General features: G+C 59.8%; 11 protein-coding genes. 7 read left to right on the top strand and 4 right to left on the bottom strand.

The genetic code is table 11. The features are described from left to right. The first annotated feature begins 50 nt into the window (after positions 1 to 50). Together ABID26_RS32135 and ABID26_RS32130 are read left to right on the top strand one after the other, a co-directional pair. Positions 51 to 500, top strand: coding sequence for a Rossmann-fold NAD(P)-binding domain-containing protein (locus ABID26_RS32135; protein WP_292341707.1), 450 nt, complete (start codon positions 51 to 53; stop codon positions 498 to 500). Positions 501 to 587: 87 nt separating this feature from the next. Further along, the gene (locus tag ABID26_RS32130; protein WP_354417621.1) at positions 588 to 1,073 is read left to right on the top strand and encodes a dihydrofolate reductase family protein; all 486 of its coding nucleotides are present in this window, start codon (positions 588 to 590) and stop codon (positions 1,071 to 1,073) included. 183 nt (positions 1,074 to 1,256) lie between these two features. Here the strand turns inward: ABID26_RS32130 and ABID26_RS32125 are convergent, their stop codons facing one another. After that, a complete protein-coding gene (locus tag ABID26_RS32125) occupies positions 1,257 to 2,159 on the bottom strand; it encodes a LysR family transcriptional regulator (RefSeq protein ID WP_126098425.1) in 903 nt (300 codons plus the stop codon). 141 nt (positions 2,160 to 2,300) lie between these two features. On the opposite strand from ABID26_RS32125, the gene ABID26_RS32120 reads away from it, so the two are divergent. The 4 genes from ABID26_RS32120 (at position 2,301) to ABID26_RS32105 (ending at position 5,552) form a co-directional block, all read left to right on the top strand. Then, positions 2,301 to 2,702, top strand: coding sequence for a RidA family protein (locus ABID26_RS32120; RefSeq protein ID WP_292344950.1), 402 nt, complete (start codon positions 2,301 to 2,303; stop codon positions 2,700 to 2,702). A 631-nt stretch (positions 2,703 to 3,333) separates the two neighbouring features. Further along, on the top strand, positions 3,334 to 3,633 hold the full coding sequence (locus ABID26_RS32115) for a DUF1236 domain-containing protein (protein ID WP_126098423.1): 300 nt from the start codon (positions 3,334 to 3,336) through the stop codon (positions 3,631 to 3,633). Between the two features lie 665 nt (positions 3,634 to 4,298). Beyond that, on the top strand, positions 4,299 to 4,718 hold the full coding sequence (locus tag ABID26_RS32110) for a VOC family protein (RefSeq protein ID WP_126098422.1): 420 nt from the start codon (positions 4,299 to 4,301) through the stop codon (positions 4,716 to 4,718). A 405-nt stretch (positions 4,719 to 5,123) separates the two neighbouring features. After that, a complete protein-coding gene (locus ABID26_RS32105; RefSeq protein WP_126098421.1) occupies positions 5,124 to 5,552 on the top strand; it encodes a YybH family protein in 429 nt (142 codons plus the stop codon). A 609-nt stretch (positions 5,553 to 6,161) separates the two neighbouring features. Here ABID26_RS32105 and ABID26_RS32100 read toward each other — a convergent pair. Further along, positions 6,162 to 6,422 carry a DUF4242 domain-containing protein gene (locus tag ABID26_RS32100; protein ID WP_126098420.1) on the bottom strand — a complete coding sequence of 87 codons (261 nt, stop codon included), beginning with the start codon at positions 6,420 to 6,422 and terminating at the stop codon, positions 6,162 to 6,164. A 45-nt stretch (positions 6,423 to 6,467) separates the two neighbouring features. Beyond that, positions 6,468 to 10,022, bottom strand: coding sequence for an AAA family ATPase (locus ABID26_RS32095; protein WP_292374565.1), 3,555 nt, complete (start codon positions 10,020 to 10,022; stop codon positions 6,468 to 6,470). 308 nt (positions 10,023 to 10,330) lie between these two features. Between ABID26_RS32095 and ABID26_RS32090 the strand changes: the two genes are divergently transcribed. Then, complete coding sequence (locus tag ABID26_RS32090; protein WP_292374567.1) at positions 10,331 to 11,713, top strand: FAD-binding oxidoreductase; 1,383 nt, start codon at positions 10,331 to 10,333, stop codon at positions 11,711 to 11,713. 409 nt (positions 11,714 to 12,122) lie between these two features. Here ABID26_RS32090 and ABID26_RS32085 read toward each other — a convergent pair whose 3' ends face one another. Beyond that, positions 12,123 to 12,401, bottom strand: a complete 279-nt coding sequence (locus ABID26_RS32085; protein ID WP_126098417.1) for a hypothetical protein — start codon at positions 12,399 to 12,401, stop codon at positions 12,123 to 12,125. Positions 12,402 to 12,511 lie beyond the last annotated feature (110 nt).

Raw genomic sequence — 12,511 nt, 5'->3', positions numbered from 1 at the left:
GAGAAAGCCATGACCCAGGTGGATGATCTAATGCAGGCAGACGTACCATCGTGGTGGTCGGCGCCACCAGCGAAGTCGGCGCCGCAGCGTCGGCAAGGCTGCAGCAACAAGGCCATCTAGTGAGGGGCGTGGCCCGCAGCCTGGGTGTTGCGCTCTCCGATCGCGGCGCTCTGAACCGCACCTTTGCTGGCGCGGACAGTGCCTATCTCATGATCCCTTTCGACGTTCAGGCGCGGGACCTTCACCGCTTCCAGCGCGATATCGGCAACCGGCTGGCCGAGGCGATCTCGGCCTCCGGCGTGCGTCGCGTCGTCCTTTTGAGTGGCCTCAACGCGCATGTCGGCGAGTTTCGCGGACGCGCTGATCGAGACGGCGACGAGTTTCAACAATGGCGGGCGCTGGGCGCTCAAGGCGCCGGGCCCGCGCAACACCTCCCCAACCACCCTGGAACGCTGGGCCGACGATGTCTTCGGTGCATCGCGTCACGCCGCTTGAACTGACAACCACTTATTGAACAGGAGGATTCTGAAGATGAGAAAGCTGATCGAAACTACGCTGATGTCGCTGGACGGTGTGGTCGGCTCGCCGTGGGCCTGGACGGGTCGTACTTTGACGCGGAGAGCCGCGGCCACGCGCTCGCCGCGCTGGACCGCTACGACGCTTTCCTGTTCGGTCGCGTCACCTACGAGACGTTCGCGGCGACCTGGTCGCAGGTGAGGGACGACGCCTACCTCGACCGGATCAACGCGATGCCGAAGTATGTCGCCTCGACGACCCTGCGCGAGACGACCTGGAACGCCACGCTGCTCAAGGGCGAGGTCGTCGAGGAGATCCGCCGCCTCAAGCAGCAGCCGGGCAAGGATCTCATCAAGTACGGAACCGGCAAGCTGGATCGAACGCTCCTCGAGCACCATCTCATAGACGAGATCCAGGTCTGGATCATCCCGGTCATCGTCGGGACGGGGCAGCGCCTCTACGACGCAATCGACCCTGCAAGCCTCAAGCTCAAGCTCGAGGCGCAGAAGGTGTTCGGCAACGGCTCCGTCCTGCTGACCTACGTTCCGGAGCGATGAGGACCAGTTACGCGGGCCGGGGCTCTCGAAGGGCCAAGCCGGCGCAACACGGCCCCAAACCGGTCATCGTAAATGCAGAAACCCGTTCGCATAACGATTAGAGGCAGAACACATGTCGGCTGGTGTAGGAGGTGAAACCGCTAGCTCAACGACCAGTCATGGTGCGGCCGCTCGTCGCTTCGGTTAAGGTCCTTTCTTCCGCAGCTCTTTGACAATATCGAGAAAGGCCCGCAGTGCGGGCGGTACGGCTCGATGTCCAGGGTAGTAGACCGCAACTTCTTCTGGAGCGGGCACCCAAGCGGTCAGAATTTTGCGCAAACTGCCTTCGGACAAGGCCGCCTCGACGGCCCAATTGGCGACGTAGGCGACGCCCAGACCCCCTATTGCAGCTTCGACCATCAGCTCTTCGTCGTCGAGGACGATGGTGCCGTTTGCCTCGAGTGCGAGTTCCTGACCCGCGCGCTCGAACTCCCATCGATAGAGCTTGCCGCTGGGCATGCGGTGACCGATGCAATGGTGGCGCAGCAATTCCTCGGGGGTTCCCGGCTCGCCGAAGCGATCGAGATAGGCGGGCGAGGCGACACAGATGAACGTCAGCGGGCGCGCAAGCAACACGGTGATCATGTCCTTGGGGACCGATCCAAAGGGGCGCACGCCGGCATCGAAGCCGCCGGACACGATGTCTATGAGTCGCCCATCGACGACAATATCCACTGTCACATCAGGATGCAGCTCCGCCATCCGGGGAAGAGCCGTGCGAACGAGAAGGCCAGCCACCAGCCGCGGTGCGTTAATGCGGACTGTGCCCGCAACTTTGCCCCGAAAACCCGCGACGCTGTCGAGCGCCTCGTCCAGTGAGGCAAGCGCCGGTTGAAGGCGGCCAAGCAATCGGTAACCTGCTTCCGTCGGCGAAACGCTGCGTGTGGTGCGGTTCAGCAGGCGCACGCCCATACGTTCCTCGAGCGCTCGCATCGCATGGCTCAATGTCGAAGGCGCCGTGCCGATCTCGTCAGCTGCGCGTCGGAAGTTGCGGTGCGTGGCAACGGCCACGAAGGCGGTAAGGTCATTGAGCGAAGGGCGAGCCATTGATGGGGATTCTGCATCATCCCATGTCGATTTCAACGGCTAACACACGCAATCCGATTGCCTTATCTCTCACTCGCATAAAAACCGAGGCGGCTCAGCTCCGACCGCTGTCGCACCGCACCAGACTGAAAGGAACCCGAAATGCCTGCACGTAACGCCGTTTATCCTGCCAAACGCCACGCGTTATACGATATTCATAGATATTCCGCCGCCATTCGCTCGGGCGACCTTCTCTTCGTATCGGGTCAGGTCGGGAGCCGCAACGACGGCTCGCCCGAGCCCTTGTTCGAGGATCAGGTTAGGCAGGCCTTTGCCAATTTGCGCGAGGTCTTGGCCGCCGCCGGATGTAGCTTCGATGACGTCGTCGACGTCACCACTTTTCACACCAAACCGGACGAACAGATCGAAACGGTGCTGGCCGTCCGAGCCGAAGAGATTGGCCAACCTCCCTATCCGAACTGGACGGCAGTTGGCGTCAACTGGCTTGCCGGCTTTGATTTCGAGATTAAGGTTGTCGCCCGCATCCCGACGCCGGTCGACTGACGAATGCTGATCGGGTCGCAAGCAATGTACTGGTGCGAACGACCGTTTGGGAACGCGGTAATATAGCTGGACTCGTGTGTTCACCGGGCGCTTACATTAGGACCGGATGAGGCCATGCCATTCGAGCTGGTAAACGATCACTAGAACCGCAATGACGGCGTCCCCAATGCCTGGATGGCTCATGCACGATCTCTCTTACGCGGCGCCCTCACTGCGTAGGCCGAAGCTGAGCCATTAATGTTCCCTGAGCTTAGCATGACGCCGAGCAGTTGGCTCAATGCAGCATCAACCCTGCGAATACGACAATAAGCTCCACAGAAAGCGGAACGGCAGGAGCCAGAGCAGTTCCAGGCCAGCGGATTGTTCAGTGTGCCTCATCTTGGGTCCCGGAGTAGGAGTGTGGGCTGCAAAAACGCGCCGTTTTACCAAGCGCTCCTTGGTCAGGCACACAGCCCCCAGACGACATAAGACCTAAGTCTGATCCCCGGGCGCATTGGGCCCTCGTCTTTTTTCACTGAAACATCAGCGCCGGAATATCATTGCTTTAGCGGACTGACGAAGACGATCCCCTATCGCGGTCCTGCTGGCCTAGCCGGCATTCACGATGGGACATAACTGATGGAGTGAACAAATGAAGTCGCTATTCACCAATTCTGTCGCCGGCCTGATGCTGTTGTCGGGCCTCAGCGTGGCAATCGCGGATACGGTGGTTCTAGCGCCGGAGCAGGAAACTACGATCCGAGAGTATGTGAAGAAGGAGCCGCTTGCGTCCATCAAGTTGCCAGGCGTCGAATTGAAGGTCGGTTCCACGGTGCCGGAGAAGGTCGAACTCCACAAAGTGCCGAACGTGAAATACGAGTACACCGTGATTGACGATCAGACCGTTGTCGTCGACCCGGAAACTCATACGATCGTCAAAATCCTTAAGTGACGGTCGTCTCTGGCGGGGAGCGCCGAACGCGGCGCCCCTCGTTTCTAACTGGGCCGCCTGTGCGCTACCGAGATCCCCAGACCCAAGGTCCATCGCAAGTTCTCCCAAATAGGCGGCTGGCTTTTTCTCTCCTCAATTCTGGCGCAATACTCGGCAGCGAGCCTATTGTCGCTGAGTAACCCGGCTGCCAAATCCTGTGTCGCCTCGATCAGCTAGGCCGAGCGGTTCAGCCTTGCCGACCGACCTTGCAGGACTGCCACCGGGAAGGAAACTTGAAGCGGCCGCCGGTCTTGATTCAGGTGAGCGCGCGGGCTTTGGAGTTCCTCGACTGGTGGCAGCACGGATGCAACGACGATTTACATCGATCGACATCTGCCGCGCACCATCAGGTGGAGAGGCAAGGACGTGCGGCTCGAACCGTTTCTGGTGTGCCACGAAATTGTTGAAAAAGCTCTCTTGGATGAGTTCATTATCTGCACGCCCACCAAATCGCCTCGCGCGTCGAAAGAGACGCGGTCAGAGGAGCTGGCCTGAGCCTCGGCATCCCGTGCCGCTGCGCTAGCGATTAAAAAATTGAGATGCCGTGTCGGTTCTGCGGGCGGTCAACCGTCTTCAAGCAGACGCCACTCGCTGGACTGGCATCCCAACAACGAAAGGAATGATCGATGAGCAAGAGGATTTTTGTGAGCCTGCCAGTTACCGACGTGAAGGCGTCCATGGCTTTCTATGAATCCCTCGGATTCAGGAACAATCCCAAGTTTACCAGTGAGACAGCTGCGGGGATGGTGTGGAGTGAAGAGATCAACTTCATGCTGCTCAGCCGGGAAAAATGGCAGACTATGACCACCCGCCCCATCCCGCCATCAACGTCTAGCGAGGTAATGCTGGCGCTTTCCCTGGACAGCCGCGACGCCGTCGATGCGATGGCCGCAGCAGCTGCTGCGAACGGCGGCACAGCTGACATCAATCCAGTTGAAGATCATGGGTTCATGTACACCCGAGACATTGCTGACCCCGATGGGCATGCCGTTGGCGCAATGTGGGTGGACGTTTCGGCAATGCCTTCGGGCGACAAGGCGGGCTGACATAGTTGATCCCGATCAGTCTCAAGGCCTGAGCACCAAACTATCTTTTTTCGTGGGTCGAAGTGAGGCGATCCACGCCGACTCGTCACGCGGCATGCTGTCGGTGAACGAGTGAAGCCAAAGATGGCAACTTGGCAGCAATTAAAGGCGCGCCACCCGCCATGCCCCAACCCAACGCGGTTGACCTCGGTCGATCAGCCATCTTGCTGGTCGGGCTCTTAGTCGTATTGGCACTGGCGGTGGGCCACTAGAGCGTCGGATGATGCGATGTCCGGCAGATGAGGGGCTCATCACTCTTATACCACGATGCAACAGCAGCTAGGACCGGCGGTGTTTGTCACGAATGGTGACGTGTCGATGTCAGATTGATCGCCCCGTCGTTCCAGAAAATGAAGGAGCAACGATATGCCTGAAAAGGAAGTCTTGTCTGTCATCCGGGGCCAGGAAGACGCAACTGCCAAGGGGGATGCCCGTGCCAACGTCGATGCCATGGACGCGGACGTCGTGGTTTTCGATCTGCCGCCGCCGCTTGCCTATCGAGGCGAACAGGCCCGCGACATCGAAGGGATAAATGCTTGGTTTGCAACTTGGCGCAACGGCGTCACCGTTCACATGGCTGACCCGCAGATCATGATCGAAGGCGACCTTGCAGTGGCCTTCGGGCTGTCGCGCATGACTGGCATCAAGACCGATGGCACAAAGGTCGACTCCTGGAGCCGGCGAACCATCGTGCTAAGGCGCATCGCCGGTTCTTGGAAAATCATTCACGAACATGCCAGCTTCCCTATGGCAATGGACGGAAGTGGGCGCGCTGTGACGGATCTCTTGCCGTAGTTCCAGAATGCCGGTCGATTTTTGAGGCGCACAGCGGAACCTCCCTTTGGGTGCCGCCACCGCGGAAACGCAGTCGATGGGGCTCGAGGGCCGCGGCGCATGCCGTCAACGTCCGCGACGTCATGGTCAGCCGGTTCGAAAGCCTGCCGGCGACCGCGACCCTCAACGAGGCGGCACAGGCCCTGTTGCGCACGACAAAACACGAGTTCCCGATCGTCGACGGTGGCGGCAGACTTGCGCGGCGTGCTGACGCGTACGGGGGCTCGTCACTGGCCTGCAGCAGCGCGGCGGTCAGACGCCTGTGATCGAAGCAATGGCCGCGAATATCCCGGTGGTGCGCGACCATGAGAAGCTCATCAAGGCGCTCGAGCCCCTGAAGCAGCACCTACCGTCGGCGTGGTGGATGCCAGGGGCCGTTTGGTCGGCTATGTCATCTTCGAAAACATCGGCGAGCTCATGCTGCTGCGCAGCGCCGTCGCAAGGTGACAGATCTCGGCCGGGCCGCGGCGTGTGGATATACGGCTAGCGCGTGAAAATGCGCTTGCGCGAGATGGCACGGACCGTACGCGCAGCAAAAATTCACCCACTCTTGACTTCTGTCACGAGTAGCTATGCGAACATATTCGGTCCGATTTCTCCGCCAATTTCGATGATCACATCGGCGGGTATGTTGTTTCTTCGCGCTGCGGCGCGAATAGCCTCGGGATTAGGCGCCTCGTAAAGGCAATAGGTCTTTTTCCTGTCCGCGCTAAGGAAAGAAAAGATCCACTGCACGCCTTCTTCGGCATTGACCAGATTGACTCCCTCGACCCCCTCCTTCGTGAGGTTCAGCTGATCCGCGAAGTCCCGTTCTATGACATAGCGTGGCATGGAGGCTCTCCCGAACGCATGTTGACGTCGTGATATGAGCAAAGCCTAATGCACGGTAGGCTGCAACCTCTTTTGCAAGCGGACCATGTCCAGCTCGACCGCGGTTACGGTGGCTTGCTCCGCCAGTGACATTGCCCTCTCGATGGCTCTCTTGTTGCCGGTTCTGAGGAGCAGATTGGCGTACTCGGCCTGCGCATGGGCTAGCCATGGTCGTGAACCGATTGCCGCGTTCATTTCGACCGCGTGCTCGAAGTGGTCAGACGCCCTAGCAAAGTCGCCTAGCGTGGCCGACAACATTCCTAAATACCGGCTTGCCGCTCCAAAGCAGACCGTTGCGACACCTGCGGTGATGGTCATGTCCTTGTACTCGAGCATGAGGTCGTAGATCGTTCTTGCCGCCGCCGAGTCATCGAGGCTCACGGCAACTTCAGCTAGTAAGGAGAGAGACGTGCTTCGCCTAGCATCGAGCGGCATCATGAAGCCAGTTTGCGCCAGTTCATTCAACCTGCGCCGGGCTGCGTCTCCAAAACCCAAATCTGCGGCGATTAGCGCAAAACCGGGCAACCATATTGTTCCGTCGGGGTCTTCTTCAATGAAGCGTTTCATGACTGGTGCAACTTCCGACAGGCGGTTCTGTTCGCGCCGGATGGTGAACATTTGCATACCGTACACGCCCTCGACTTCCACGCCATGCGTCTGCCTTCCTAGGGTCAGCGCCTCTCCAGCAAGTGCCTCCGCATTTGCGAACCTCCCATCGATAATAGCCATCATGGCGCGCGCGTTGCGAGCGAGCCACAAGATGTTCAGGCGTTGACGCTCGGTTCCGAGTTCTTCCAAGCCGTCCACTGCGCTGTCGGCTCGTGCCCGATTGCCCAACTCGGTCGAGACGTAGACGTCCAGTGCAAACGCTCGACCGCGAACGTCATCGTCGTTGATGTCGGCCGACAGACGTTTTAGCTCATCCACCCGGGCGATCCGCTCGTCTGCCTCCGCGCCGGATTGTATCGTCGTCGGTGTCAGGAAAGGCAGGACGGTGAGTTCGAAAAGCGATGTCTTGTCGCCGAGCCGTCGAGCCAGATCGACGCCCTCCTTATAGCATTTCGTACTGTTTCTTCTGTCGCCGACATAGAAATGTGCTCGCGCAAGGCGGGTGAGTAGCTGGCATCGAGACCTCAGATCGTCAGGATCGATCTTGGTCATAGCCTCCGTGAGAAGATCGAGCGATTCGCCAAGTGGCTTTGAAGACAGGAACTGAGCGCCGTCGAATCCGAGCGCGGCGCGGACGAAGGTCTTGTTATCCTCGGCCTCGCGCGCGAGGTCAGCGGTCAGCTTGTATTTGGCCAAGGAGTCGGACAGACGGCCCGCTGCGCTAAGCGCCTCGCCGAGCTTAAGCGTCGCCTCCAGTACTTCTTCCTTCCGGGCCGGTCCTGCCGGAAGGTTTTCCGTGATGGCGAGGGCGTTCTGAAAATGATCGACAGCCTCGTAGTTGGCAGATCGTCCAAGCGCCCGTTCGCCGGCTCTCATCCAGTAAGGGAACGCGAGCTCGTCCTGCTGTGCCTTGACGAAGTGCTGGGCGATGAGCTCGGGCTGGGTCACGGCGAGATCGGGATACTCGTCGATGAGGACCTTGGCTATCGCCTCATGATAGTGCCGCCGCCGGCGGCTAAGAAGGGATTGGTAAGCAGTATCCTGGATGAGTGCATGGCGGAAGACGAGCGCGTCGCGCAGAATACCGCCAACGACGACGAGTTGGGTGGACATGAGCTGGTGGAGCGCCCCGTCGAGAGCTCGTTCGTCACGCCCGGCGACCTTTGACAATAGGCCACGTTCGAATTCCCTCCCTATCACGGACGCAATTTGTGCGACTTCCTTGGCGGCGGCCGATAAACGATCAAGTCGCGCCATCAAAGACCCTTGAAGACTATCCGGTATCTCGACGTTGAGCGATGCCGCCTTGCCGCTCTCGATGATCGAGCGCGTCAGCTCTTCAACAAACAGGGGCACGCCGTCGGTTCGCTTGGCGATCGTCTCAGCGAGCTGGTCCGGCACGTCGGCGAGTATGGATTCGATCAGCTCGCGCATATGCTGCCTCGTCAGACGCCCAATGGCGAGCGTGGTTGCTTGCGCCAGCCCGGCAGCCCAGTCCGCAACCCATTCCGGCCGGTGTGTCACGACGACGAGTATAGCCGCGCCGTGCAAGCGTCCCACAATCTCCTTCAGCACTTCATCCGTCGACGGGTCGATCCAGTGCGCATCCTCGACGACGAGAAGCACCGGCGCGATCTTCGCGGCGAGGAGCACGCGGTTCGACAGTGTGCGGACGATAAGTTCCTTGCGCTGCTGAGGAGGAAGATCGAGCGGCTTGAATTCGTCGCCAAGGTCCAGCGACAGGAGTTCGGCGTAGATCGACCCGACCTCCAAGGGTTTTTCGCCGTACCGCTGCACGATCGTGCGGAGTTTGTCGGCACGCGCTGCCTGGTTGTCGGTGGCCGAAAAACCCGCGAACCGGCCCAGCCGTTGGATGATGGGGTAGAAGGCCGAGGTCGCGTGATAGGGCGAACACTGCAGCCGGATGAGCTCGTGCCGGTTTTCGTGCAGCCGTTCCTCGAACGCTTCTACAAGGCGGGACTTCCCTATCCCCGCCTCTCCCGAGACGAAAACCGCTTGACCCTGCCCTGACTTCACCAGCTCCCAACGGTCGAGCAGCATGCCGATTTCGTTTGCTCGGCCGACAAACTTCGATAGCGTGCGCCCGTGCGCAGCATCGAACCGGCTTTCCACCTCCCGCTCGCCGCGAACCGCGAAAAGGGCAACCGATGACTTGAACCCTTTGAGCTCCTTCGCTCCGAGGCTCTCGATCTCGAACGACTGCCCGGCGAGCCGGCGCGTGCTGTCGGCCATTACGATCTGACCAGGTGCGGCGACGGCTTGCAGCCGAGCTGCGAGGTTTGGTGTGTCCCCGGCGATCGAGCCACGTTCGTTTGCGCTGCTGCCCGCAATGTCGCCTACGACTACATGCCCCGACGCGATGCCGATCCGCGCCTGCAATTGCTGGCCGTCAGGCGATTGAAATGTCTCGACTGCAGCGAGTGCCTGGAGTCCTGCGCGAATGGAACGCTCTGCGTGGTCCTCGTAAGCCATCGGCCATCCGAAATATGCAAGAACCCCATCTCCCAGGTATTTCGCCACGTAACCGCCAAAGCGCATGACCGCGCCGGCGACGCTATCCTGATAGCGGCGGGTTAACTCGTGCATGTCCTCAGGATCGAACTGCGCTGAAAGCGCCGTCGAGCCGACCAGATCACAGAACAGCACACTCAGAATCCGTCGGTCCGCGGTCGGTTCGTTCGGCATTTCGGCGGTGCGAAGCTCAGGCTCTTTGATGGTAGCTGAGCCCTGATTCGGCTCTGACAGCCTTGGCTGCCCCTCTCCGTTGATCGCAGCCAAGATGATCTTACGGTGACCGAGCGATACGCCAAGCTCCTGGAGGTCGGACTCAGTGATATGGGGCAGCGCTCGAAGGTCGACGTCGTTCTGAACGAACGCCTCCGCGTATTTGCCAAGACCATGTTGGCTCAGCCAATCCTCAATCGTCTGCATCGATCCGTGCGGCCAATGGCACCCCAGACTGGCGCGAATGTCTCGCCGCACCGCATTGCAGCGATCACCGCCAGCCAAACGCCAGAGACGTCGATCGCCTAAAACGGCTCGGCGTCCGCATCAATGCTACACCCAATTGACCTTGGACCGCACACGCTTTTTGGGGCAAGGTGAAGCGTTCGGGAGCAGTGCTCGCTGTCGCTCAGGGTCCAGACTGATCTGGAAGAGACGGCGGCGGTAGGTCGCAGAAGATGTCCGGCCGAAATCCGAACGTGAAAGTCGTACCTTGCGCCTCTTGGGAGGAGGCAATGAATGACGAGAACATTAGCAAATTCGCGCAGAGTCTCCTCGGTCCGCTCATTGGTCGCGATCATGTCGACTACGATGATGTTCGGAAGCTTTATAATGGGATGATTGAGAAGCGTCCGCTGTTTATCGCGCGGTGCGTGGATGTGGCGGACGTAATTGCGGCCGTGAATTTCGGCCGCGAAAGCGGACTTATGATCGCCATACGCGGGGGCGGCCACAACGGAGCCGGATTTGGCAGCGTCGACGATGGCCTTGTCATCGATTTGTCATTGATGAAGGGAGTGCGTGTCGAACCAGCGAAGCGCACTGTGCGGGTTGGGGCGGGTTGCACGACTGGCGACGTCGACCACGCGACCCATGCGTTTGGACTGGCAATCCCCTTCGGGATCGTTTCGACTACCGGGGTTGCGGGCCTGACGCTGAGCGGTGGGCACGGATATCTTAGCCGCCAGTACGGCCTCGCAAGCGACAATCTTCTTGAGGCTGACGTGGTGCTGGCAGACGGTACATTCGTCACCGCCGCTAAAACAGACAATTCCGATCTGCTGTGGGGCTTGCGCGGCGGTGGCGGAAACTTTGGGGTGGTGACCAGCTTCCTGTTCCAAGCGCATCCGGCCAACGTGGTCTATGGCGGCCCGATCTTTTGGGAGTTGAAAGACGCGGCGACGATAATGCGTTGGTACCGCGATTTTCAGGCAAGTGCGCCGGACGAGTTCTATGTCTTTCTCGGGCTACAGACGGTTCCATCAGGCGATCCTTTCCCGAAAGAGCATTGGGGCAAGAAGATTTGCGTGCTCCTGATTTCACACAACGGGGCGGCTGCCGACGCTGAGAAGGCCGTCAACTCTGTGCGTGCAGCTCTTCCCAAGCCAATTATCGATTTTGCCGGCTTGGTCCCTTACACGGTCCTGCAGGGCATGTTCGACGGGCTCTATCCGAAGGGCTTGCAATGGTATTGGAAAGGCGACTTCGTCCAGATGCTGCCCGACGCTGCCATCGACGCCCACATCCAACAGGCTGCTAAGGTGCCCAGCGAAGTCTCCTGCATGCACCTTTATCCCATCGATGGCGCGGTCCATCGCATGTCGGAAGAGGAATCGTCATGGAACTGCCGCGATGCCACCTGGTCGATGGTGATTGCCGGAGTGGGCTCCGATCCGGCCCAGGCGCCGGCCCTGAAGAAATGGGCAAAAGATTACTGGGAGGCGGTTCACCCGTTCGATCTCGGCGGCGCCTACCCGAACTTCATGATGGATGACGAAGGCGAGGCACGCCTCAAGGCGACCTATGGCGAAAATTACAAACGACTCGGCAAACTGAAGAAGAAGTACGATCCGGGGAACTTGTTCAGGGTGAACCACAACATCCGCCCGGCCGCCTGACGCCGCCGATAGCACCGCCTACTTTGCCACAGACGTTCGCCTGCCGGAGCGCAGGCACTTGCTTGTCGCCCGCGCACAGATCCCGGCGAGCGGTAGTACCGCTGCTGGAAAGAGACTGGTCGAAGCTCGCCTATCAGTTCGGGCACGAGCTCGGCCACGTCCTCGCCAACAGCTGGCACCAGAGTCGAAGCGGTCTCGCTTCATGGCCTTAGGCGGTTCGCGAAAGACTGGAAGAGAATCCTGCTTTCGCCGGAGGCGACGCCTTCGGTGACTCTTTTGGCAAGTATAGCGAGGATATAATCAGAGGCTATGGCGGGCTCGCCGACCAGCAGGGGCTTACCCGCGACGCTGCGGTGTGGTTCGCCAATCACCGCGACGAGATCGAAATACCTGGCCTCAATCCTTTCGCTCAGGCAATATCCGTATCCTGCTCGCCGAATGCGACCGCACGCCCGAGTGTATCGAGGCGCTGGGCGCGCTCAACTGCTCGCCTGGCCGCAGCGGGTTCCAATCGCTGAATATCTCCGCCAATGGAAAAGAAGCTGTGCCGAATTGCATGCCTCGCCGCATCTGCCGGTTCGACCAGGAATTGTTGCATGCTTTCCAGCTGCGGCGCTAACCAATGCTCGGCAATGTGGCGGGAATCTTGCGAGCGGAAACATACCGGGCCTGCGATGACCGGCGACATCGAGCAGCGATTCGTTGTTATGCGCCAAAACCCAACTTCAACGCATGCCTTCCGTTGAAGCGTGGCGGATTCGCAATGACCTGCGTTATGCGTACTCCGCTTTACCGTGC

This window comes from Mesorhizobium shonense (assembly GCF_040545255.1).
GTDB classification, from domain to species: Bacteria; Pseudomonadota; Alphaproteobacteria; order Rhizobiales; family Rhizobiaceae; genus Mesorhizobium; species Mesorhizobium shonense.
Note: the sequence above shows the minus strand (reverse complement) of the source record. Positions and strands in the feature narration are given on the sequence as shown.

Coding starts and splice junctions, on each gene's coding strand:
- ABID26_RS32095 (WP_292374565.1), bottom strand. CDS start 10,022: ATGCAGACGATTGAGGATTGGCTGAGCCAACATGGTCTTGGCAAATAC.
- ABID26_RS32125 (WP_126098425.1), bottom strand. CDS start 2,159: ATGGCTCGCCCTTCGCTCAATGACCTTACCGCCTTCGTGGCCGTTGCC.
- ABID26_RS32105 (WP_126098421.1), top strand. CDS start 5,124: ATGCCTGAAAAGGAAGTCTTGTCTGTCATCCGGGGCCAGGAAGACGCA.
- ABID26_RS32120 (WP_292344950.1), top strand. CDS start 2,301: ATGCCTGCACGTAACGCCGTTTATCCTGCCAAACGCCACGCGTTATAC.
- ABID26_RS32115 (WP_126098423.1), top strand. CDS start 3,334: ATGAAGTCGCTATTCACCAATTCTGTCGCCGGCCTGATGCTGTTGTCG.
- ABID26_RS32110 (WP_126098422.1), top strand. CDS start 4,299: ATGAGCAAGAGGATTTTTGTGAGCCTGCCAGTTACCGACGTGAAGGCG.
- ABID26_RS32085 (WP_126098417.1), bottom strand. CDS start 12,401: ATGTCGCCGGTCATCGCAGGCCCGGTATGTTTCCGCTCGCAAGATTCC.
- ABID26_RS32100 (WP_126098420.1), bottom strand. CDS start 6,422: ATGCCACGCTATGTCATAGAACGGGACTTCGCGGATCAGCTGAACCTC.
- ABID26_RS32090 (WP_292374567.1), top strand. CDS start 10,331: ATGAATGACGAGAACATTAGCAAATTCGCGCAGAGTCTCCTCGGTCCG.